This window comes from Mycobacterium sp. NPDC006124 (assembly GCF_040614235.1).
In the GTDB taxonomy this organism is placed as follows: Bacteria; Actinomycetota; Actinomycetes; order Mycobacteriales; family Mycobacteriaceae; genus Mycobacterium.
In genome coordinates this window covers 69,253-90,069 of the sequence record NZ_JBEXUA010000006.1, presented here as the reverse complement: position 1 = coordinate 90,069, position 20,817 = coordinate 69,253, and the positions used below count along the sequence as shown (strand labels likewise).

Annotated in this window: 25 protein-coding genes; 22 read left to right on the top strand and 3 right to left on the bottom strand. The window is 69.9% G+C overall.

Annotation, left to right across the window (positions count from 1 at the left end; genetic code table 11):
• Window positions 1-120: 120 nt before the first annotated feature.
• The 20 genes from ABZ195_RS14315 (at window position 121) to ABZ195_RS14220 (ending at window position 17,559) form a co-directional block, all read left to right on the top strand.
• Window positions 121-1,527, top strand: coding sequence for a glutamyl-tRNA reductase (locus tag ABZ195_RS14315; protein ID WP_355218716.1), 1,407 nt, complete (start codon window positions 121-123; stop codon window positions 1,525-1,527).
• Between the two features lie 28 nt (window positions 1,528-1,555).
• Complete coding sequence (gene hemC, locus ABZ195_RS14310) at window positions 1,556-2,491, top strand: hydroxymethylbilane synthase (protein WP_355219217.1); 936 nt, start codon at window positions 1,556-1,558, stop codon at window positions 2,489-2,491.
• Between the two features lie 3 nt (window positions 2,492-2,494).
• Window positions 2,495-4,150, top strand: coding sequence for a bifunctional uroporphyrinogen-III C-methyltransferase/uroporphyrinogen-III synthase (locus tag ABZ195_RS14305; protein ID WP_355218714.1), 1,656 nt, complete (start codon window positions 2,495-2,497; stop codon window positions 4,148-4,150).
• 11 nt (window positions 4,151-4,161) lie between these two features.
• Window positions 4,162-5,136 carry a porphobilinogen synthase gene (gene hemB / locus ABZ195_RS14300; RefSeq protein WP_355218712.1) on the top strand — a complete coding sequence of 325 codons (975 nt, stop codon included), beginning with the start codon at window positions 4,162-4,164 and terminating at the stop codon, window positions 5,134-5,136.
• Window positions 5,133-5,603 (top strand): hypothetical protein, encoded by a 471-nt coding sequence (locus tag ABZ195_RS14295; RefSeq protein ID WP_355218710.1) that lies wholly within the window; start codon window positions 5,133-5,135, stop codon window positions 5,601-5,603. The genes hemB and ABZ195_RS14295 overlap by 4 nt, the downstream gene beginning before the upstream one ends.
• A gap of 24 nt (window positions 5,604-5,627) precedes the next feature.
• Entirely contained in the window at window positions 5,628-6,029 is a 402-nt protein-coding gene (locus ABZ195_RS14290) for a hypothetical protein (protein WP_355218708.1), read from the top strand.
• Entirely contained in the window at window positions 6,026-6,496 is a 471-nt protein-coding gene (locus ABZ195_RS14285; protein WP_355218706.1) for a DUF3093 domain-containing protein, read from the top strand. Before ABZ195_RS14290 ends, ABZ195_RS14285 begins: the two co-directional genes overlap by 4 nt.
• Window positions 6,493-6,723, top strand: a complete 231-nt coding sequence (locus ABZ195_RS14280) for a hypothetical protein (protein WP_355218704.1) — start codon at window positions 6,493-6,495, stop codon at window positions 6,721-6,723. The genes ABZ195_RS14285 and ABZ195_RS14280 overlap by 4 nt, the downstream gene beginning before the upstream one ends.
• Window positions 6,724-6,785: 62 nt before the next feature.
• Complete coding sequence (locus ABZ195_RS14275) at window positions 6,786-7,640, top strand: oxygenase MpaB family protein (RefSeq protein WP_355218702.1); 855 nt, start codon at window positions 6,786-6,788, stop codon at window positions 7,638-7,640.
• Window positions 7,627-8,229, top strand: coding sequence for a helix-turn-helix domain-containing protein (locus ABZ195_RS14270; RefSeq protein ID WP_355218701.1), 603 nt, complete (start codon window positions 7,627-7,629; stop codon window positions 8,227-8,229). Before ABZ195_RS14275 ends, ABZ195_RS14270 begins: the two co-directional genes overlap by 14 nt.
• A 58-nt stretch (window positions 8,230-8,287) precedes the next feature.
• Window positions 8,288-8,578 (top strand): hypothetical protein, encoded by a 291-nt coding sequence (locus tag ABZ195_RS14265; protein WP_355218699.1) that lies wholly within the window; start codon window positions 8,288-8,290, stop codon window positions 8,576-8,578.
• Window positions 8,579-9,064: a pyridoxamine 5'-phosphate oxidase family protein gene (locus tag ABZ195_RS14260; RefSeq protein WP_355218697.1), complete on the top strand. Its 486-nt coding sequence runs from the start codon at window positions 8,579-8,581 to the stop codon at window positions 9,062-9,064.
• 43 nt (window positions 9,065-9,107) lie between these two features.
• A complete protein-coding gene (locus ABZ195_RS14255; RefSeq protein WP_355218695.1) occupies window positions 9,108-10,475 on the top strand; it encodes a cytochrome P450 in 1,368 nt (455 codons plus the stop codon).
• A 67-nt stretch (window positions 10,476-10,542) separates the two neighbouring features.
• Window positions 10,543-11,856 (top strand): glutamate-1-semialdehyde 2,1-aminomutase, encoded by a 1,314-nt coding sequence (hemL, locus tag ABZ195_RS14250; RefSeq protein WP_355218693.1) that lies wholly within the window; start codon window positions 10,543-10,545, stop codon window positions 11,854-11,856.
• A 29-nt stretch (window positions 11,857-11,885) separates the two neighbouring features.
• The gene (locus tag ABZ195_RS14245) at window positions 11,886-12,473 is read left to right on the top strand and encodes a histidine phosphatase family protein (RefSeq protein WP_355219215.1); all 588 of its coding nucleotides are present in this window, start codon (window positions 11,886-11,888) and stop codon (window positions 12,471-12,473) included.
• Window positions 12,470-13,054 carry a TlpA disulfide reductase family protein gene (locus ABZ195_RS14240; protein WP_355218691.1) on the top strand — a complete coding sequence of 195 codons (585 nt, stop codon included), beginning with the start codon at window positions 12,470-12,472 and terminating at the stop codon, window positions 13,052-13,054. Before ABZ195_RS14245 ends, ABZ195_RS14240 begins: the two co-directional genes overlap by 4 nt.
• A 38-nt stretch (window positions 13,055-13,092) precedes the next feature.
• Window positions 13,093-13,857, top strand: a complete 765-nt coding sequence (locus ABZ195_RS14235; protein ID WP_355219214.1) for a cytochrome c biogenesis CcdA family protein — start codon at window positions 13,093-13,095, stop codon at window positions 13,855-13,857.
• Window positions 13,854-15,440, top strand: coding sequence for a cytochrome c biogenesis protein ResB (locus tag ABZ195_RS14230; protein WP_355218690.1), 1,587 nt, complete (start codon window positions 13,854-13,856; stop codon window positions 15,438-15,440). The genes ABZ195_RS14235 and ABZ195_RS14230 overlap by 4 nt, the downstream gene beginning before the upstream one ends.
• The gene (gene ccsB / locus ABZ195_RS14225; RefSeq protein WP_355218688.1) at window positions 15,437-16,420 is read left to right on the top strand and encodes a c-type cytochrome biogenesis protein CcsB; all 984 of its coding nucleotides are present in this window, start codon (window positions 15,437-15,439) and stop codon (window positions 16,418-16,420) included. The genes ABZ195_RS14230 and ccsB overlap by 4 nt, the downstream gene beginning before the upstream one ends.
• Window positions 16,421-16,422: 2 nt before the next feature.
• Window positions 16,423-17,559, top strand: a complete 1,137-nt coding sequence (locus tag ABZ195_RS14220) for an AAA family ATPase (RefSeq protein WP_355218686.1) — start codon at window positions 16,423-16,425, stop codon at window positions 17,557-17,559.
• 9 nt (window positions 17,560-17,568) lie between these two features.
• On the opposite strand, the gene ABZ195_RS14215 is transcribed toward ABZ195_RS14220, so the two are convergent.
• On the bottom strand, window positions 17,569-17,730 hold the full coding sequence (locus tag ABZ195_RS14215) for a hypothetical protein (protein ID WP_355218684.1): 162 nt from the start codon (window positions 17,728-17,730) through the stop codon (window positions 17,569-17,571).
• A 111-nt stretch (window positions 17,731-17,841) separates the two neighbouring features.
• Between ABZ195_RS14215 and ABZ195_RS14210 the strand changes: the two genes are divergently transcribed.
• Window positions 17,842-18,123 carry a DUF4229 domain-containing protein gene (locus tag ABZ195_RS14210; protein ID WP_355218682.1) on the top strand — a complete coding sequence of 94 codons (282 nt, stop codon included), beginning with the start codon at window positions 17,842-17,844 and terminating at the stop codon, window positions 18,121-18,123.
• Window positions 18,124-18,130: 7 nt separating this feature from the next.
• Window positions 18,131-19,186, top strand: coding sequence for an aminotransferase class V-fold PLP-dependent enzyme (locus tag ABZ195_RS14205; RefSeq protein ID WP_355218681.1), 1,056 nt, complete (start codon window positions 18,131-18,133; stop codon window positions 19,184-19,186).
• Between the two features lie 6 nt (window positions 19,187-19,192).
• Here the strand turns inward: ABZ195_RS14205 and ABZ195_RS14200 are convergent, their stop codons facing one another.
• Window positions 19,193-19,855, bottom strand: coding sequence for a hypothetical protein (locus tag ABZ195_RS14200; RefSeq protein ID WP_355218679.1), 663 nt, complete (start codon window positions 19,853-19,855; stop codon window positions 19,193-19,195).
• Window positions 19,856-19,870: 15 nt separating this feature from the next.
• Complete coding sequence (locus ABZ195_RS14195; protein WP_355218677.1) at window positions 19,871-20,740, bottom strand: 1,4-dihydroxy-2-naphthoate polyprenyltransferase; 870 nt, start codon at window positions 20,738-20,740, stop codon at window positions 19,871-19,873.
• Between the last annotated feature and the right edge of the window lie 77 nt (window positions 20,741-20,817).

Below are 20,817 nucleotides of genomic sequence, written 5' to 3'. Positions count from 1 at the left end.
GCGTTGCGGATGACGGCGGAGTGACCCTCGCCTCGAATTTGGTTGGCGGACAGATGGCCGACTATCTTCGATGTCATCCGGGGCGGCGTAGCGACGGGAAAGTAGCACGGTGACGAGGCCATGAGCGTTCTTCTGTTCGGGGTTTCGCATCGCAGCGCCCCCGTCTCCGTGCTGGAACGTCTCAGCACCGACGAGTCCGATCAGGCCAAGATCGTCGACGAAGTCCTGCTGTCCCCGCTCGTCACCGAGGCCATGGTCCTCTCCACCTGCAACCGGGTCGAGATCTACGCGGTGGTCGAGGCGTTCCACGGCGGGCTGTCCGTCATCGGTCAGGTGCTCTCCGATCACTCGGGCCTCTCACTCGGCGATCTGACCAAGCACGCCTACGTCCGCTACGCCGAGGCCGCCGTCGAGCATCTGTTCGCCGTGACCAGCGGGTTGGACTCCGCGGTGATCGGCGAGCAGCAGGTGCTGGGCCAGGTGCGCCGCTCCTACGCCTCGGCCGAAGCGCATCAGACCGTCGGCCGCACCCTGCACGAACTGGCGCAACGCGCGCTTCAGGTCGGCAAGCGCGTGCAGTCCGAGACCGACATCGGCGCCGCGGGCGCGTCGGTGGTGTCAGTGGCGCTGGACATGGCCGACGCAAAGTTGTCCGGTGGGCGGCAGCGCAGCGACTCGGGGAGTCGGCCCGGTCTGGCCGGGCGGTCGGCCGCGGTGATCGGGGCCGGGTCGATGGGATCGCTGGCGGCCGCTCATCTGGTGCGGGCCGGCATCGGCCGGGTCCACGTCGTCAACCGTTCGCTGCCACGCGCCGAGCGCCTCGTCGAGAATCTGAGGGCCCAGGGCGTCGAGGCGCAGGCCTTCCCGTTCGACCACATCCCCGCCGTGCTCGCCGACGCCGACGTCGTGGTGTCGTGTACCGGGGCCGTGCGCCCCGTCGTCTCGCTCGCCGACGTGCACAGGGGTCTGGCGCACGGCCAGGAACCCAAGCAGCTCGTGGTCTGCGATCTCGGCATGCCCCGTGACGTCGACGCGGCCATTGCCGGCCTGCCGGGTGTCTACGTCGTCGACATGGAGCGCATCCAGCGCGAGCCCGCCGCGCGGGCGGCGGCCACCGACGCCGAAGAAGCCCGCGCGATCGTTGCCGCGGAGGTCGGCAACTACCTTGCCGGGCAACGGATGGCGGAGGTGACCCCCACCGTGACTGCCCTTCGGCAGCGTGCCGCCGACGTCGTCGAGGCCGAGTTGCTGCGCCTGGACAACCGACTGCCCGGCCTCGAGGCCGCCCACCGCGACGAGGTGGCCCGCACCGTGCGCCGGGTTGTCGACAAGCTGCTGCACGCTCCGACGGTCCGGGTCAAGCAATTGGCCAGCGCGCCGGGAGGCGACAGTTACGCCGAGGCGCTGCGCGAGCTCTTCGAGCTCGACCCCCAGGCCGTCGATGCGGTCTCCGGCGGCGAATTGCCGCTAGTGGCAACGGAATTGATCCCGGGTGACGCCCGGTTCGACCTTGGTCAGGCTGAGTAGGCACTTGTCATATTCGCGCGATACGGCCATCCGGATCGGCACCAGGGGCAGCCTTCTGGCTACCACTCAGGCCGGGCTCATCAGAGACGCTCTGATCGCCAAGGGGCACGCAGCGGAACTCGTCGTCGTCTCCACCGCCGGTGACCGCTCCAGTGGACCGATCGCCGACATCGGCATCGGGGTGTTCACCGCGGCCCTGCGCGACGCGATCGCCGACGGCGGCGTCGACGTCGCGGTGCACTCGTACAAGGATTTGCCGACGGCTCCCGACCCGAGGTTCGCCATCGCCGCCATTCCGCCACGCGAAGACCCCAGGGATGCCCTGGTGGCCCGCGACGGCTTGGTGCTGGGGGAGTTGCCAGCCGGTTCGGTGATCGGCACGTCGAGCCCGCGGCGGACGGCGCAGCTTAGAGCACTGGGTCTCGGTTTGGAAATTCGCCCCCTAAGAGGCAACCTAGACACCAGGTTGAACAGGGTAAGCAACGGTGATTTCGACGGCGTCGTCGTCGCCCGGGCGGGGTTGCTCCGCATCGGACGCCACGGCGACGTCACCGAGACCCTGGAGCCGGTGCAGATGTTGCCAGCGCCGGCCCAAGGTGCGCTCGCGGTGGAGTGTCGCGCGGGCGATTCGGAGCTCGTCGCGCTGCTGGCGGAGATGGATCACGCCGACACGCGCGTCGCGGTCACCGCGGAGCGAACCCTGCTCGCCGAGCTCGAGGCGGGGTGTTCCGCGCCGGTGGGTGCGATCGCGGAAGTGGTCGAGTCCATCGACGAGGAGGGCAACGTCTTCGACGAGCTGTCGTTGCGCGGCTGCGTGGCGACGCTGGACGGATCCGACGTGATCCGGGCGTCCGGAATCGGTAGCCCCGAACGGGCCAGGGAGCTGGGTCTCTCGGTCGCCGCGGAGCTGTTCGATCTGGGAGCACGGGAGTTGTTGGATCAGCGGACGACAGAGCGGGAGTGAAGGATGACGACCCGAGGGCGCAAGCTGAAGCCCGGCCGCATCACGTTCGTCGGTTCAGGCCCCGGTGACCCGGGCCTGCTGACGACGAGGGCGCGCACGGTTCTAGCCAACGCGGCACTGGTCTTCACGGACCCTGACGTACCCGAGGCGGTGCTCGCCATAGTTGGCTCCGAGCTGCCGCCCACGTCGGGCCCTGCGGAGGCCGCCCAGAACGACGACGCGACGACGGCCGACGCCGGCGTCCCCGTCGCCACGACCACCCTCCCCGGCGGCGCGGATGTCCGCCCCGCCCTGGGTGATCCGACCGAGGTCGCCAAGCTCCTGGTGCACGAGGCGCGCACCGGCGTCGACGTCGTGCGGTTGGTGGCGGGCGATCCGCTCTCGGTCGACTCGGTCATCACCGAGGTCGGCGCACTGGCGCGCACGCAGGCGCAGTTCGAGATCGTGCCGGGCCTCGCGCCCGCCGCCGCGGTCCCCACCTACGCCGGTCTGCCGCTGGGCTCCTCGCACACCGTGGCCGACGTCCGCGGCGACGTGGACTGGGCCGCGCTGGCCGCGGCCCCGGGCCCACTGATCCTGCACGCCACCGCATCTCATCTCCCAGAGGCCGCGCGCACTCTCATCGAGTACGGCCTGACCGAGTCGACGCCGTGCGTCGTCACCGCGAACGGCACGACGTGCCAACAGCGTTCGGTCGAAGCCACGCTGTCGGGCCTGCAGGACAAGGCGACGCTGGTGGCCGCCGAGTCCGCGGGTCCGTTCGTCGGCCCGCTGGTCGTGACGATTGGCAAGACCGTCGCCAACCGCGCGAAGCTGAACTGGTGGGAGAGCCGCGCGCTCTACGGCTGGACCGTGCTGGTGCCCCGCACCAAGGACCAGGCCGGCGAGATGAGCGATCGACTGGTCTCCCACGGCGCCCTGCCCATCGAGGTTCCGACCATCGCCGTCGAGCCGCCGCGCAGCCCGGCCCAGATGGAAAGGGCCGTCAAGGGTTTGGTGGACGGCCGGTTCCAGTGGGTGGTGTTCACCTCCACCAACGCCGTGCGTGCGGTGTGGGAGAAGTTCAACGAGTTCGGTCTCGACGCCCGTGCCTTCTCCGGGGTGAAGATCGCCTGCGTCGGACAGGCCACGGCCGACAAGGTCCGCGCGTTCGGCATCAACCCCGAGCTGGTGCCGTCGGGTGAGCAGTCCTCGCTGGGCCTGCTCGACGAGTTCCCGCCGTATGACGACATCTTCGACCCGGTGAACCGGGTGCTGTTGCCGCGGGCCGACATCGCCACCGAGACCCTGGCGGAGGGCCTGCGCGAGCGGGGCTGGGAGATCGAGGACGTCACGGCGTACCGCACCGTCCGGGCGGCCCCGCCGCCGGCGCAGACGCGCGAGATGATCAAGACCGGCGGCTTCGACGCGGTGTGCTTCACCTCCAGTTCGACGGTGCGCAACCTGGTCGGCATCGCCGGCAAGCCGCACGCCCGGACCATCGTCGCGTGCATCGGGCCCAAGACCGCCGAGACCGCAGCCGAATTCGGGCTCAGGGTCGACGTGCAGCCGGAGACGGCCGCCGTCGGTCCGCTCGTGGAGGCGCTGGCCGAGCACGCCGCACGGCTCCGCGCCGAAGGTGCACTGCCCCCTCCGCGCAAGAAGAGTCGTCGGAGGTAGCGCGAGCCCGCATGCCCATCCACCGCCCACGCCGCCTCCGGTCGACGCCGGCCATGCGTCGGCTCGTCGCGCAGACTTCGCTGGAGCCGCGGCATCTGGTGTTGCCGATGTTCGTCGCGGACGGCATCTCCGAACCACGCCCGATCGACTCGATGCCGGGGGTCTACCAGCACACCCGTGATTCGTTGCGCAAGGCGGCCGCCGAGGCGGTCGCCGCCGGCGTGGGCGGGCTGATGCTCTTCGGCGTGCCGAAGGACGAGGACAAGGATCCGACCGGGTCGGCCGGCGTGGCCGAGGACGGCATCCTCAACGTCGCGCTGCGGGATCTGGCGGCCGATCTGGGGTCGGACACGGTCTTGATGGCCGACACGTGCCTCGACGAGTTCACCGACCACGGACATTGCGGCGTGCTCGACGTGCGCGGCCGAGTGGACAACGACGTCACCAACGCGCGCTACGTGGAACTGGCCGTCGCGCAAGCGAACTCAGGTGCCCACGTGGTGGGTCCGAGCGGAATGATGGACGGTCAGGTCGCGGCGATCAGGGCCGGCCTCGACGCCGCCGGGCACTCCGACGTGGTGATCCTGGCCTACGCGGCGAAATTCGCCTCCGGTTTCTACGGTCCCTTCCGTGAGGCGGTGGGCTCGAGTCTGCAGGGCGACCGCCGGACCTATCAGCAGAATCCCGGCAACGCACGGGAGGCGCTGCACGAGATCGAACTCGACATCGCCGAGGGCGCCGACCTCATCATGGTCAAGCCCGCGATGGCCTATCTGGACGTCGTGCGCGCGGCCGCCGAGATATCTCCGGTTCCGGTTGCCGCATACCAGGTTTCGGGAGAGTACTCGATGATCCGGGCGGCCGCCGACAACGGGTGGATAGACCTGCGCACCACCGCGCTGGAGACGCTGACCAGCATCCGCCGGGCGGGCGCCGACATCGTGCTGTCCTACTGGGCGGCCGACGTCGCCGAGTGGCTGGCGTGACCTACCCCCCGCAGGGCCCGTACGCCGGTCCGCCGCCCGGACCGCAGGGCCCACCCGAGCAGTCCGGGCCGATCGCCCGTCCCGACGACGTCGACACCGGTTTCTGGCTGTGGTTGGTGGCGACGACGACGATGGTGATCGGCTACGTCGTCGACCTGGTAACCGTTCCCGTGGCAGGCCCGTCGTCGGTGGTCTACGGGGTGTCCGGTGTCTTCCTCTTCGTCGTCGTGTCGGTCGTCGTGACATTTCTGTTCCTGATGCGCGAGGGATACCGCTGGGCGCGCACCCTGCTCACCGGCGGTGGGGCGGCGACGATCGTCTACGCGCTGACCAACCTGTTCGGCGTCGACCGACCTGCGGTGGCGGCCTTCGTCTTTGCGGTCACCGCGATCGTCGCGGTGGTGTGCGTCGCCGGCGGCATCTATCTGCTGCACCGCAACGACGCCCACGCCTACTTCACGCGCTGAGCGGGACGCTAGGCTGGCCCGACGATGTCCGACTCTCCGCCCGACACCAGTCGTCCGCGCACGGTGACGATGGCGTTCTGGTGCTGGCTGGCCGCGGCGATCCTGGCCGCGGCGTTCGGGATGCTGATCGCGACCTTCACCACGGCGCTGCTCTTCCAGGTGGCCGGGCTGATCCTGGTCGTCGCCGGATTGGCGCAGGGCTACCTAGCGGGCCGGGCCCGCAGGGGGTCGAAGCGCTTCGCGAGCGCCGCTGTCGGTCTTGCGATGGCGTCGGTGGTGTATCTGGGAGTGCTGCTCGTCGTGGCCGGCATCGCGCCCGTCGGCGTGCTCATCGTCGCGGTGATCATGGTGCTGTTCGTCACCGGCTCGGCGATGAACCAACGGAGCACCTCGCAGCAGTGGTACGACGCGCAGGAGCGCCCGTGAGCGCCGACCCCGAGATCCTCTACCACGAACCGGGTGCCACGCTGTGGTGGCTGGCGGCCGGTCCGATCGCCGCCGCGACGATGATGTTCATCCAGGTGTCCTCGGGATACGGCTGGCAGCCCCTCCTGCCCGGGGTGTTCCTCGTGCTGGTGACCGGTTTCCTCGGGTTGCAGGTCAAGGCCGCCCGCATCCACACCTCGGTCGAGCTGACGCCGACCTACCTGCGTCAGGGCGCCGAGACGATCCTGCTCTCGGAGATCGTCCGGATCTATCCGGAGGCCGACGGGCCCGAGGTGCCGGCATGGCAATCGGCCCGGGCCCTGGGCGAGCTGACCGGGGTGCCGCGTGGCCGCACCGGCATCGGCGTGAAGCTCAGCAGCGACCGCCGGGCCCAGGCGTGGGCGCGCCGGCATCGGCAGTTGCGGGCGGCGCTGGTCTCCGTCGTCGACGAGGGAGTCGTGTCGTGAAGAACCGCGCCGTCCTGGAACTGGTGCTCGCCGCGGTGGCCGCGGTGGGGTGCGTGCTGAGCTGGCTGGCGGCGAAGTCCTCCGCCGTGGCCGCGCCGGTCATCGCCTCCGAACCGTCGATGCCCACGGTGACCTACGACCCGTCGTTCATCGTCCTGGCGATGGTGCTGCTCGTGGTGGCGGCGGTGTTCGCGGTGCTCGGCATCGCGAGGCTTCGCCGCCGCTGACCCCGAGTGAGTCCGGTCACAGAGGTCTGGGTACAAAGTACGGAATCTGTAACACTGTGTCGGTGACCGAACTCGCCGAGGACAGCCAGCGCTCCGATGCCCTTCCGCTCGGGCCCGACTCACTTGTGTGGAAGTACTTCGGCGACAACCGGATGTACCTGATCGGCCCGCGGCCTGCCGTCCTGCAGAACATGCTCGCCGAGCTGGGGCAAGGCGTACTCGACCACTCGGTGTTCTTCTCCGACACCGCGGCCAGGGTCAAGCGCTCCATTCCGCCGATCATGATGACCGTCTACGGATCCGACGACGACGCCGAGGGGCTCAAGGTCCGCGACTTCCACCGCGGCATCAAGGGTGACATGCCAGACGGGAGCCGCTACCACGCGCTGGACCCCGAGACGTACTTCTGGGCGCACGCCACGTTCGTCGAGCAGGTGCTGTACTTCGCCGACACCTTCGTCAAGCGTCTCACCGACGAGGAGAAGGAGCGCATCTACCTCGAGTCGAAGACGTGGTACCGCCGCTACGGCGTCAGCGACCGACCGATGCCCGCCGATTACGCCGGCTTCCAACGCTATTGGGACCGGATGATGGACCAGGTCATGGTCGCCCACCCCACTGCGAAGTACGGCGTCGGCTACGTCACCAAGGGCTTCCCGCGGCCCAAGGGCGTCTCACCGCTGACGTGGCGGTTGGTGTCGCCGGTGTTCGACCCCGTCGCCGCCTTCCTCACCACCGGCGGCATGCCGCCGCGCGCCCGGGATCTGCTGGAGCTGCCGTGGGGTCCCCGGCGTGAGCGGGCGTACCAGGCCTTCGCGGCCCTGTGGCGGTCGGCGCCGGTGAACTGGGCATGGGACCGCATGCCGATGACCGTGCGCTACAACAGGTTCGCTCAGGTCGGCTATGGGCGTCGTTGACACCACCAACAGCGCGACGCGGGCCATCCTCGACGCCGCGCTCGTGGAATTCGAGCGGCACGGCCTTCAGCGGGTCGCACTCGACGACGTGGCCCGCCGGGCCGGGGTCAGCCGCACCACCATCTATCGCCGATTCGCCAACCGCGACGAGTTGGTGGCCGCCGTCATCGAGCGCGAGAACGTGGTGCTCTTCGCCGACATCGCGACGAATTTGTCGCGTGCCGACAAACCGGCGAACTACTACGTCGAGGCGTTCACCCAGTCGATCCTGATGTTCCGCAGGCACCGCGTGCTCAACCAGATGATCACCGAGGAACCCGCGCTGGTGCTGGAACTGGGTCGTCGGCATCACGGCGCGGCGATCGAGCGGTTGGCCGACGCGCTTCGGGTGATCTTCCCCGCCGGGTTCGCCGACCGGATCGGCGCGGCCGCCGTCGACGACCTCGCCGAGACGATCCTGCGCTACGCCGCGGTGGTGCTGCTGCTGCCGAGCGCCGAACCGCTCGACACCCCCGAGCAGTTACGCGCCTTCGCCGAAAGGCACTTCGTGCCCAGCCTGCCCGCGGCGCTGCGGGCCGTCGCGGTGTGATCCGCAGGCCCGTCACCGGCGACTGTTTCGCACGTCACACTTCTGGGCAGCCAAGGGCATGGCAACGAACGAGCAGATCACCGAGAAGCCGGAAGTCACCGACGAGCATCGGGAGAAGGCCAAGGAGATGGCCAAGGCCTACGAGGACGACCGCCCCACCGTCGGTCTGCCGGGTACGAGCAACACCGTGACGGGCCAGGCGGTCTCGGAGTGGATCGACGAGGACGGCAGCCCCAAGTTCGGCGACGTCGCCGACGGCGGTGGCGTCAAGCGCGAAGACGTGATGGGCGTTCGGGAGGAGACCATGGGCAGCGAACCCAAGGGCGAGTCGGGGGACGAGTCGAGCTAGATGCAGTCCCTCGACGAGGTCGCTCCGGCCTTTCGCGACATGGCACACCAGATCGTGTGGGCGTCGGTGGCGACCGTCGATGCGGACGGTCGGCCCCGCTCGCGCATCCTCCATCCGTACTGGGAGTGGAACGGCACCGACCTGGTTGGGTGGATCGCCACCGTCCCCACACCGCTGAAACGGGCTCATCTCGACGCTCACCCGGAGGTGGCGGTCAGCTACTGGACGCCGAGTCACGACACGTGCAGCGCCGAGGCCACGGTGCAGTGGTACCTCGACGACGACACGTGCCAATCCGTGTGGGAGACCTTCGCCACGGCCCCCGCGCCGGTCGGCTACGACCCGTTCATCATCCCGATGTGGAGTGACGGACCAACGTCGGACCAGTTCGCCGTCCTGCGGTTGGCGCCCTACCGGCTTCGAGTGATGGCGGGAACGGTGATGACGGCCGGCGAGGGCGCGCCGCTTCAGTGGGCGGCGTCGTAGCAACGCTTTGCCGTCCACACCCGATCACGCCACAATCCCCTCCATGGCCGCGCCGGACGTCAGTCGCCTCCCCGAGGTCCCACGCAACCCGCTGTCTCTGAGGCAGTTGCTGGAGGCGATGCGCGAATTCCACACCGGCGGTGAGGTGCTCAGTGCCGCCGGCGGCCCCGTCACCAGGATTCAGTTCGGGCCCAGGTGGCTGATGCCCCCGCTGGTCGTGGTGACCTCGCCGGAGGGCATCTGCGACGTACTGGCCCGCAACCACGACCTCGGCGACCGATGCATCGTCCACGACGAGGTCCGGCACCTGGCCGGAGACAGCCTGTTCGTGCTTCCCAACGAGCGGTGGGTGCCCCGGAAGCGGGCGCTGCAGCCGGTGTTCACCAACCACAACGTCCGGCGCTTCGGTGGCCACATGTCGCGCGCCGCCCACGAACTGGTGGACGAGTGGCGCGCCGCCGACCTGGCCCACGGCCTGCGGGTCGACCTGGATCCGGCATGCCGTCGGCTGACGATGCAGTCGCTGGGCCGCTCGGTCCTCGGCGTCGACCTCAACGAGCGCGCCGACGTCATCGCCGAGTGCATGCACGTCGCGTCCGGTTACGCCGCCGACCGGGCGCTGCGGCCCGTGCGGGCGCCGCGCTGGCTGCCGACTCCCGCCCGTCGTCGTGCCCGTCGCGCGGTGGCGACCATGTTGGAGGTGGCCGACGAGATGCTGCAGGCCTGCCGCGCCGACCCCGACCGCGACGCGCCGCTGGTCCGCGCCCTCCTGGCGGCCACCGATCCGGTGACCGGAGCCGCCCTGTCGGACCGCGACGTGTGCAACGACCTGCTGATCTTCATGCTCGCCGGGCACGACACCACCGCGACGGCGCTGACGCACTCGTTGTGGGCGCTGGGACACCACCCCGACATGCAGGACCGCATCGCCGCCGAGGTCGCGGCCGCCGGGGCCCGCGAACTGACCCCCGCCGACGTGCCGCAGTTGGGCTACACCCGCCAGGTGCTCGACGAGTCGCTGCGGCTGTGTCCGCCCGCGGCCGGGGTCGGGCGGATGGCGCTGCGGGACTTCGAGGTGGCCGGGTACCGCGTCGAGGCGGGCAGCATCGTCGCCGTCGGCATCCAGGCCGTGCACCGGGATCCCACCCTGTGGCCCAACCCGATGGCGTTCGACCCGGACCGCTTCGCGCCGGACGCCTCGGCCGGGCGGCCACGCTGGCAGTTCGTCCCGTTCTCGGGCGGTCCGCGGTCCTGCATCGGACAGCACTTCGCGCTTCTGGAGACGACGCTGGCGCTGGCGACGATCGTCTCCGCGGTGCGGATCCGCTCGTTCGCCGCCGAGTTCCCCGTCGAAGTGCCCTATACGACGGTCGCCAAGGGGCCGATTCCCGTCGACCTCGCCGCCCGGTGACGGTGTTTCCCCAGTTCTCCTACACCCTGTAGTTGACGGCGGGGGACCGACTGGGACACTGGTGGACATGCGTGTTGACCCACAGGCGACCACCTCGGCGCGGCTCTTCGCCGAGGCCTCCGCCGTCATTCCCGGCGGGGTCAACTCGCCGGTCCGTGCGTTCAACTCCGTGGGTGGCACGCCGCGGTTCATCACCAAGGCCGCGGGCTACTGGCTCACCGACGCCGACGACAACCGCTACGTCGACCTGGTGTGCTCGTGGGGGCCGATGATCCTCGGCCACGCGCACCCCGCCGTCGTGGAGGCGGTCCAGCGTGCCGCCGCCGACGGGTTGAGCTTCGGGGCGCCCACGCCGTCGGAGAGCGACCTGGCCCGCGAGATCGTCGGGCGCGTCGCCGCCGTGGAGAAGATCCGGTTGGTCAACTCCGGCACCGAGGCCACGATGAGCGCCATCCGGTTGGCCAGGGGCTTCACCGGCCGGGCCAAGATCGTGAAGTTCTCCGGCTGCTACCACGGGCACAGCGACGCGCTGCTGGCCGACGCCGGTTCCGGCGTCGCGACCCTGGGCCTGCCCTCCTCGCCAGGGGTCACCGGTGCGGCGACCGTCGACACGATCGTGTTGCCCTACAACGACGTCGACGCCGTCGAGCACGCGTTCGCCGAGTTCGGCCCCGAGATCGCCTGCGTCATCACCGAGGCGGCGGCGGGCAACATGGGCGCCGTACCCCCGCGGCCCGGCTTCAACGCGGCGCTGCGCCGCATCACCGCCGAACACGGCGCGCTGCTCATCCTCGACGAGGTCATGACGGGGTTTCGGGTCAGCCGATCCGGTTGGTACGGCATCGATCCCGTCGATGCCGACCTGTTCGCGTTCGGCAAGGTGATGAGCGGCGGTCTGCCGGCGGCCGCGTTCGGTGGTCGCGCCGAGGTGATGGAGCGACTCGCCCCGCTGGGACCGGTGTACCAGGCGGGCACGCTGTCGGGCAATCCGGTCGCGATGGCCGCGGGCCTTGCCACGCTGCGCGCCGCCGACGACGCCGTGTACGCCGCGCTGGACGCCAACGCCGACCGGCTCGCCGGTCTGCTCACCTCGGCACTGACCGAAGCGTCGGTGGCACATCGTATTTCGCGGGCCGGGAACATGCTCAGCGTCTTCTTCGCCGACCACGAGGTCACCGACTTCGCGTCGGCCAAGGCCACCGACACGTGGCGATTCCCGCCGTTCTTCCACGCCCTGCTCGACGCGGGTGTCTACCCGCCGTGCAGCGCCTTCGAGGCGTGGTTCGTCTCCGCGGTGCTCGACGACGACGCGTTCGACCGCATCGCGTCCGCCCTCCCCGCCGCGGCCCGCGCCGCAGCCGATGCGAAGAGGCCGTCGTGACCGATCCCCGCAAGACCGTCGTGCACGTGATGCGCCACGGCGAGGTCCACAACCCGGGTCAGATCCTCTACGGGCGCCTGCCCGACTTCCACCTGTCCGACAAGGGTCGCGCCCAGGCCGCGCGGGTCGCCGACTGGTTGGCCGCCCACGACGTCACCTACGTCGTGGCCTCGCCGTTGGAGCGGGCCCAGGAGACGGCCGGACCCATCGCGGCGACGCACGGGCTGGCCATCGCCACCGACGCCGACCTCATCGAGTCGGAGAACGTCTTCGAGGGTGAGCGGGTGTCTCCGGGGGACGGCGCGCTGCGCAACCCGCGCAACTGGTGGCACCTGCGCAATCCACGTACCCCGTCGTGGGGTGAGCCGTACACCCACATCGCCGAGCGCATGCAGGCCGCGTTGTTCCGGGCCAGGGACCAGGCCATGGGCCACGAGGCGGTGTGCGTCAGCCACCAACTGCCGACGGCCACGCTGCGGCGGTCACTCACCGGGCAGACGCTGCACCATCTGCCCACCGCGGCCAACCGGATGTGCAACCACGCGTCGCTGACATCGTTCTACTTCCACGACGAGGCGCTGGTCGGCTGGGGTTACTCGGAGCTGGCTGGCCAGTGAGATGGATCGCGGCGTGGCTGGTCCTGGCATCGGCGCTGGTCGCCGGATGTGCGACCGGTGACGACGCCGTCGCCCAGGGCGGCAGCTTCGAGTTCGTCGCCCCGGGTGGGAAGACCGACATCTTCTACGACCCGCCGGACAGCCGGCACCGCCCGGGCAAGATCAGCGGGCCGTCCCTGACCGATCCGGCCAAGACGGTGTCGGTGGACGACTTCGCCGGCAAGGTCGTGGTCGTCAACGTGTGGGGTCAATGGTGCGGGCCGTGCCGCTCGGAGGTGCCCGAACTGGAGAAGGTGTTCGAGGCCACCCGCGCGCAGGGCGTTCAATTCCTCGGCATCGACGTGCGCGACAACGACCGGGATGCGGCCGTCGACTTCGTCACCGACCGCAAGGTCACCTATCCGTCGATCTACGACCCGGCGATGCGCACGATGATCGCCTTCGGCGGCCGGTACCCCACCACCGTCATCCCCTCGACGGTCGTGCTGGACCGTCAGCACCGGGTGGCGGCGGTGTTCCTGCGCGAACTGTTGGCCGAGGACCTGATGCCCGTGGTGCAGAAGTTGGCTGCCGAGAAGTGACGGGAGAAGTGACGGTCCTCGCGGCGGGTCTCGACCAGGTGGGCACCCTGGTCTCGGCCGGCCCGCTGGCCGTCGCGGTGCTCGTCAGCGTGCTGGCCGGGTTCGTCTCGTTCGCCTCGCCGTGCGTGGTGCCGTTGGTGCCGGGCTATCTGTCCTACCTCGCGGCCATCGTCGGGGTGGACGACCGCGACGCGTCGGCCGTCACGGTCAAGACGGCGCGGCTGCGCGTGGTCGGGGCGGCCGCGCTGTTCGTGGCCGGATTCACGGTGGTCTTCGTCCTCGGCACCGTCGCGGTGCTGGGGCTGACCACCACGTTGTTGATCAATCAGCTTCTGCTGCAACGCATCGGCGGCGTCGTCACCATCGTGATGGGTTTGGTCTTCGTCGGCTTCATCCCGGCGCTGCAGCGCGAGGCGCGATTCACCCCCAAGCTGCTGTCCACGATCGGCGGGGCCCCGCTGCTCGGTGCGGTGTTCGCCCTGGGGTGGACGCCGTGCCTGGGTCCGACGTTGACCGCGGTGATCGCGGTGGCGTCGGCCACCGACGGCGCCAACGTGGCCAGGGGCGCGGTCCTCGTCGTCGCCTACTGCCTCGGATTGGGAATCCCCTTCCTGCTGTTGGCCTTCGGGTCCGCCGGGGCCGTGCGGGGCCTGGGGTGGTTGCGCCGTCACACCAGGACGACCCAGATCCTCGGCGGCGTGCTGTTGATCGTCGTCGGCGTCGCCCTGGTGACCGGGGTGTGGGCGGACTTCATCTCCTGGGTGCGTGACGCGTTCGTCAGCGACGTTCGGCTGCCGATATGAGGCTGCTCACACGCCTTGGCGCGTATGCGAGGAACACCTGGCGCACCCTGACGTCGATGGGCACGGCGCTGGCCCTGCTGTTCCTGCTGGCCCTGGCGGCCATCCCCGGCGCGTTGATTCCGCAGCGCAGCCTCAACGCGGGCAAGGTCGACGAATACCTGGCCGAGCACACCCTCATCGGGCCCTGGCTGGATCGCGTGCAGGCATTCGACGTGTTCTCCAGCTTCTGGTTCACCGCCATCTACGCCCTGCTGTTCATCTCCCTGGTGGGCTGCCTGACGCCGCGGTTGGCCGAGCACGTGCGCAGCATGCGGGCCACCCCCGTCGCCGCGCCGCGCAATCTGACGCGGCTGCCCAAGCACCAGACCGTCGTCGCGGCGGGAGAGGTCGACGCGGTCGCCACCGCCGTGGAGGAACGGCTGAAGGGTTGGCGACACACGAGCCGCCGCGTCGGACCGAACGGGGAGATCACCGAGATCTCCGCGGAGAAGGGCTATTTCCGCGAATTCGGCAACATCGTCTTCCACTTCTCGCTGCTGGCGCTGTTGATCGCCATCGCGGTCGGAAAGCTCTTCGGCTACGAGGGCAACGTCATCGTGGTGGCCAACGGTGGGCCGGGATTCTGCTCGGCGAGCCCGGCGGCCTTCGACTCCTTCCGGGCGGGCAACACCGTCGACGGCACCTCGCTGAACCCCATTTGCTTGCGCGTCAACGACTTCGACGCCGACTACCTCCCGAGCGGGCAGGCGCTGAGCTTCGCCGCCAACGTCGACTACCAAGCCGGTGACGACCTCACCACCGACACCTGGCGGTCCTACCGGCTCGAAGTCAACCATCCCCTGCGCCTCGGCGGGGACCGGCTCTACCTGCAGGGGCACGGCTACGCGCCGACCTTCACGGTCACCTTCCCCGACGGGCGCACCCGCACCCAGACGGTGCAGTGGCGCCCCGACGACCCGATCACGCTGCTGTCCTCCGGGGTGATTCGCGTCGACCCGCCCGCGGGCACCTATCCCGACGCCGGGGAGCGCCGCAAGAACCAGATCGCGATCCAGGGCTTGTTCGCGCCCACCGAGCAGCTCGACGGCAAGCTGCTGTCGTCGAGCTTTCCCGCGCTGCGCGATCCGGCGGTGGCGATCGACGTATACCGCGGTGACACCGGTCTGGACACCGGACGCCCCCAGTCCCTGTTCACCCTCGACCCCCGACTGATCGAGCAGAAGCGGCTCAACAAGCAGGTGCGGGTGAATCTCAAGGCGGGTCAGTCGACCCGGCTGAACGACGGCACCGTGATCACGTTCGACGGTGCGGCACCGTTCATCAACGTGCAGGTATCCCACGATCCGGCGCAGGTATGGGTGCTGGGGTCGGCGATGACGATGATGGCCGGGTTGCTGGTGTCGCTGGTGGTGCGACGGCGGCGGATCTGGGTTCGGGTGTCACCGGCCTCGCCGGGTACCGTTGAGGTCGAGCTGGGCGGACTCGCCCGCACCGACAACTCCGGGTGGGGCGACGAGTTCGAGAAGTTGACGGCGCGGCTGGTGCCGTCGGCGAACGAGGCGGGAGTGAGTGAGCGAAGATGAACGGTCCACACATCGACGTTGGGCTAGCCCGGTATTCGGACTTGGCGTTCACGTCCACGATCGTGGTGCTGGTCATCGCGCTGTTGCTGCTGGCCGTCGAGCTGGCCTACAGCGGTAGCCGCCGGGCCGACGCGCGCGAGCTGGTGACCGCGAACGCGCGCACCGTGTCCGTCGACGGCGGCACCCCCGGCGTCGTCGTCGACGCCCCGAAGCGCCCGGCCGACGAACGAATCGGGCGGGCCGGCCTGGCGCTGGTGTACGTCGGCACGGCCATGCTGCTGGCCTGCATCGTGCTTCGCGGGCTGGCGACCTCACGCGTGCCGTGGGGCAACATGTACGAGTTCATCAACCTGACCTGCTTCTGTGGGCTGGTCGCCGCGGCGTTCACGCTGCGCCGCCCGAAGTTCCGCGCGCTGTGGGCGTTCGTGCTGCTGCCGGTACTGATCCTGCTGGCGGTGTCGGGCAAGTGGCTCTACTCCAACGCCGCACCCGTGATGCCCGCGCTGCAGTCCTACTGGCTGCCCATCCACGTGTCGGTGGTCAGCCTCGGGTCCGGGGTGTTCCTGGTCGCCGGCGTGGCCAGCATGCTGTTCCTGGCCAAGATGTCACCGCTGGGCGATCCCGGCCGGCCGGGCCGGCTGGCCGCGGTCATCGCGCGGCTTCCCGACGCCCAGACCCTGGACCGCATCGCCTATCGCACGACGATCTTCGGGTTCCCGATCTTCGGCTTCGGTGTCATCTTCGGCGCCATCTGGGCCGAGGAGGCGTGGGGCCGGTACTGGGGCTGGGACCCCAAGGAGACCGTGGCGTTCATCGCCTGGGTGGTCTACGCCGCGTATCTGCATGCCCGCTCGACGGCGGGATGGCGCGACCGCAAGGCCGCCTACATCAACGTCGTCGGTTTCGTGGCGATGGTGTTCAACCTGTTCTTCATCAACCTCGTCGTCACCGGGTTGCACTCCTACGCCGGGGTGGGCTGAGATTGCACCCCCGAGGCTCTCGGCGGTTCTCCCCACCACCGTCGGACTTCTGCGCGCAGCAACGGTTCAGCGATCCCTCGCAGGCCATTCCGCCGGAGTGGACCGCGCCGACCCCGCCTCGCGGCATACCCGTCATCAAGGCGCCCGCGCCGCGTCCCACTCCCGCGTCCGAGCCCGAGCCTGAGGCAGGGTCTCCGTCGCAGTCGCCGTACCTGGACCTGTCGACGGTGGCGCTGCTGGGGCAGCCCAAGCGCACGCCGACAGCAGGGTGGCGGCGCTGGCTCTATCTGTCGACCTTCACCCTGGTGAACCTCGGCGAGGGTCGCAAGGCGTTGCGCCGCAAGGAGCTCACCGCGCAGGCCAGCCGCCCGCTGCGCGGGTGCTACCGCATCGCCATGCTGTCCCTCAAGGGCGGTGTCGGCAAGACGACCATCACCGCGACCCTCGGCGCGACGTTCGCCTCGGCGCGAGGTGACCGGGTGATCGCGGTGGACGCCAACCCCGACCGGGGCACGCTGAGTCAAAAGGTGCCGCTGGAGACGCCGTCGACCGTGCGGCACCTGCTGCGCGACGCCGAGGGCATCAACAGCTACAGCGACGTCCGCCACTACACCTCCCAGGGGCCCAGCCGACTGGAAGTGCTTGCCTCGGAAAGCGATCCGGCCGTCTCGGAGGCGTTCAGCAGCGACGACTACGCGTCCACGCTGGAGGTGCTCGAGCGCTTCTACAGTCTGGTGCTCACCGACTGCGGCACGGGCATGCTGCACTCGGCGATGTCGGCGGTGCTCAGCAACGCCGACGTGTTGATCATCGTCAGCTCCGGTTCGGTCGACGGCGCCCGCAGCGCGTCGGCGACCCTGGACTGGCTCGACGCGCACGGCTATCAGCAGCTCGTCGTCGATTCGATCGCGGTGATCAACGCCGTTCGGCCCCAATCGGGTCGGGGCGGTTCCCGCGTCGACCAGAAGAAGGTCGTGGACCACTTCTCCCGTCGGTGCAAGGCGGTGCTGCAAGTGCCGTTCGATCCGCATTTGGAGGAAGGCGCGGAGATCAGCCTGGAGCGGTTGAAGCCTGAGACGCGCGACGCGCTGATGGAACTGGCGGCCGTGGTGGCCAGCGGATTTCCCGCCACGAACTAGCGGCGAACCCTAGCGAGGGTCCTTGCCGTGGTTGAGCCGGTTCAGGAATTCGGGGTCGTCGTCCGGTCCGATGGTCCTGGTTCTCGGCCTGTTGGCAGCCGCACGTACGAGGCGCCAGGCCCCGTAGGCCAGACCCGCCAAGATGACGACGAGGAGAACGAACTGAAGCACAAAAACCTCCTACACATGAATATACGCGCCGTCGGTAGGCTCGGGTTCGTGTCTGATGCGCAAGAGGGTAGGAGTGACGCGACACGCGCGGCGACGCGCCCAGGGTCGCGGATGGTTCTCGACGTCCTGATCTACACACTGGCCCGGATCCTGCTGGTCGTGGTGCTCGTCGTCGCCATCTACTTCGGCGGAAAGGCGCTCGGCATCACCGAGTTCCCGATCGTCATACCGATGTTGTTCGCGATCGTGCTGGCACTCCCGTTGGGAATCTGGCTGTTCGCGCCGCTGCGCAACCGGGCCACCGCCAGCATCGCGGTGTTCGACGAGCGTCGCCGCCGCGACAAGGAGCAGTTGCGGTCGCGGCTACGCGGTGACGAGCCCCCGCAACGATGACGAAAGTATGACCACTGGGCCGCGGGTGGCATTCGGGGCCGAATTCGCCGGTGCCGCAGGATTTCTCAATTCCGCCACCTACGGTCTGCCGCCCACGTTCCTCGTCGACGGGCTGAGCGCGCGCATCACTCAGTGGCAGGCGGGCTGCCTCGACGTACCGTCCTTCGACGAGTCGGTCAGCCGCGGCCGCGCCGCCTACGCCGACCTCGTCGGGGTGCCGGTCGAGTCGGTGGCCATGGGCGGCAGCGTGTCGGCCCTGCTGGGCGTGGTCGCGGCGGCCGTGCCCGACGGGGCCAGGGTGGCCACGCTCGCCGGCGAGTTCACCAGCACCACCTTTCCGTTCGCCAGCCAGGCGGGCCGTGGAGTCACCGTCACCGAGTTGTCCGCCGAGGACCTGGTCGCCTCCGCGGCGGACTACGACGTGGTGACGGTGAGCCTGGTGCAGTCCGCCACCGGTGAGGTGCTCGACGCCGACGGCTTGCGGGCCGCGGTCGCGGGAACCGAAACCCTGACCGTCGTCGACCTGACCCAGGCGGTCGGTTGGAAGGCACTCGACCTCGGCTGGGTCGACGTCACCGCCGCCGCGGTCTACAAGTGGCTCCTGGCGCCCCGGGGCACCGCCTGGATGTCGTTGAGCCGGAGGGTCTCCGCGGCGACGACACCGCATCTCGCCAACTGGTACGCCGGCGCCGAGCCGTGGTCGTCGATCTACGGCCTGCCGCTGAGGCTGGCCCCCGACGCCCGCCGGTTCGACACGTCGCCGGCGTGGTTCGGCGTCTACGGTGCCGGTCTGACCATGCCGTGGCTGGCCGCGCTGGACCGCCGGGCCGTGGAGGCGCACTGCCTGGCCTTGGCCGGTCGGCTGCGTGGTGAGTTCGGGCTGCCGTCCCGGGATTCGGCGATCGTGTCGCTGCCGGTGCCGGGTGATCCCGAGCGCGCCGCCGCGACGTTGGCGCAGGCCGGAATTCGGGCCTCGGTGCGCGCCGGAGCGGTGCGCGTCGGCTTTCACCTGTACAACACCGAGGATGACCTGCAGCTGCTGGTCGACGCACTGGCCGGCTAGGGCGAACTAGCCGTCGAGCTGTCCGGCGATGCCGCGCTCGATGCCCAGCCGCGTCGTCGCGGGCAGCACCACCAGGCCCTCGAGTTCCTTGCCCGCCAGTTCGTAGGCATGCCCGCGCTCGTTCTGCGTCGCGCTGGTGTCCGAGGCGACGCTGAGAAGGCTGCGGGCGCGGGCGATGCGCTGCTGCTGTTCGGGGGAGAAGTCGCTGCGGCGGCGTCGGATGGCCTCGGTCTCGGCCGCGTCGAAGGCCGTCGTGTAGTCCTCGACCGCGGCGAGGTACTGGGCGGCGGCTTCGCGGTCGTCGACCAGGTCCTCGGCCCGCGCCGGGCGCAACAGGTCGGCACGCAGCTTGGCCTTGTGGAAGTCGTTGGTCAGCGGGGCCCGCAGATCGGTCATGAGGGGGAAGTCGAGCAGCTTTGCGGCGTCGAGTTCGTACTCCAGCCAGCGGGTGTCGGTCTGGGCGTGCTCATCGAGCGTGCGCGTGACGATGCGCCAGAGTGCGGCTGGCCGCTCACCCGCGGCGGCGGGGGAGGCCGGCCCCTCGGGGGCAGGGGGCGGCACGGATGCGGAACCCGCAACGCGCCGCCAGATCCCGATTCCGGCGAAGACGACCCCGGCGACGGGGACGAGCATCAGCGCAAGCTCCGCCAATCGGAACACGATGCCCATGAGGCCAGGATGCCATCAGCCGAAGATCAGAGCAGCCGCCACCGCGATCGACCACACCAGCATCGTCAGACCCGTGTCGCGCAGCACCGGGATCAGGTCGCGGCCTCCGCGACCGGACCGCACCGGTGAGGCGGCGCGCACGGCCAGCGGCAGCGCCACCAGACCGACGGCACACCACGGGGTGGCGAGCACCAGCGCGAGCGTCAGCACGAACGCGGACGCCACGAGCACCTGATAGAGCACGCGGGTGCGGCGGTCGCCCAGTCGCACCGCGAGGGTGATCTTGCCCGACTCGGTGTCGGTGGGGATGTCCCGGAGGTTGTTGGCCACCAGCACGGCCGAGGACAGGGCGCCGGTCGCCACCGCCAGTGCGACGCCGACCCAGTCCACCCGCAGCGCCTGGGTGTACTGCGTACCCAGGACGGCCACCAACCCGAAGAACACGAACACCGCGATCTCGCCGAGCCCGATGTAGCCGTAGGGCTTGGACCCACCGGTGTAGAGCCACGCGCCCGCGATGCACACCGCGCCGACGGCGACCAGCCACGGCTGGCTGACGACGGCCAACACCAGGCCGGCGACCGCGCCGACGCCGAGGCTGATCGCGGCGGCGGTCGCGACGGCGCGCGGTGAGGCCAGCCGCGAGCCGACCAGTCGCAGCGGCCCGGCCCGCACGTCGTCGGTGCCGCGGATGCCGTCGGAGTAGTCGTTGGCGTAGTTGACCCCGACGATGAGGGCCAGCGACACCACCAGGGCCAGCAGGGCGCGCCACCACACGGCCTCACCCAGCCAGGCCGCCGCACCCGTGCCCGCGATCACCGGGGCGACGGCGTTGGGCAACGTGCGGGGGCGGGCGCCCTCGACCCACTGCGCAAGAGATGCCACGGGGGTCATCGTCGCATGGGCGACCGGCGAGGCATGTCGCATGGGCGACCGGGAGGGCATGTCGCATGGGCGACCGG

What these genes read in the sequence shown, in the direction of transcription:
- ABZ195_RS14315 (WP_355218716.1), top strand. Translation starts at nt 121, where the DNA reads ATGAGCGTTCTTCTGTTCGGGGTTTCGCATCGCAGCGCCCCCGTCTCC.
- ABZ195_RS14305 (WP_355218714.1), top strand. Translation starts at nt 2,495, where the DNA reads ATGACGACCCGAGGGCGCAAGCTGAAGCCCGGCCGCATCACGTTCGTC.
- hemB (WP_355218712.1), top strand. Translation starts at nt 4,162, where the DNA reads ATGCCCATCCACCGCCCACGCCGCCTCCGGTCGACGCCGGCCATGCGT.
- ABZ195_RS14290 (WP_355218708.1), top strand. Translation starts at nt 5,628, where the DNA reads ATGTCCGACTCTCCGCCCGACACCAGTCGTCCGCGCACGGTGACGATG.
- ABZ195_RS14270 (WP_355218701.1), top strand. Translation starts at nt 7,627, where the DNA reads ATGGGCGTCGTTGACACCACCAACAGCGCGACGCGGGCCATCCTCGAC.
- ABZ195_RS14265 (WP_355218699.1), top strand. Translation starts at nt 8,288, where the DNA reads ATGGCAACGAACGAGCAGATCACCGAGAAGCCGGAAGTCACCGACGAG.
- ABZ195_RS14260 (WP_355218697.1), top strand. Translation starts at nt 8,579, where the DNA reads ATGCAGTCCCTCGACGAGGTCGCTCCGGCCTTTCGCGACATGGCACAC.
- ABZ195_RS14255 (WP_355218695.1), top strand. Translation starts at nt 9,108, where the DNA reads ATGGCCGCGCCGGACGTCAGTCGCCTCCCCGAGGTCCCACGCAACCCG.
- hemL (WP_355218693.1), top strand. Translation starts at nt 10,543, where the DNA reads ATGCGTGTTGACCCACAGGCGACCACCTCGGCGCGGCTCTTCGCCGAG.
- ABZ195_RS14245 (WP_355219215.1), top strand. Translation starts at nt 11,886, where the DNA reads ATGCGCCACGGCGAGGTCCACAACCCGGGTCAGATCCTCTACGGGCGC.
- ABZ195_RS14230 (WP_355218690.1), top strand. Translation starts at nt 13,854, where the DNA reads ATGAGGCTGCTCACACGCCTTGGCGCGTATGCGAGGAACACCTGGCGC.
- ccsB (WP_355218688.1), top strand. Translation starts at nt 15,437, where the DNA reads ATGAACGGTCCACACATCGACGTTGGGCTAGCCCGGTATTCGGACTTG.
- ABZ195_RS14210 (WP_355218682.1), top strand. Translation starts at nt 17,842, where the DNA reads ATGGTTCTCGACGTCCTGATCTACACACTGGCCCGGATCCTGCTGGTC.
- ABZ195_RS14205 (WP_355218681.1), top strand. Translation starts at nt 18,131, where the DNA reads ATGACCACTGGGCCGCGGGTGGCATTCGGGGCCGAATTCGCCGGTGCC.
- ABZ195_RS14200 (WP_355218679.1), bottom strand. Translation starts at nt 19,855, where the DNA reads ATGGGCATCGTGTTCCGATTGGCGGAGCTTGCGCTGATGCTCGTCCCC.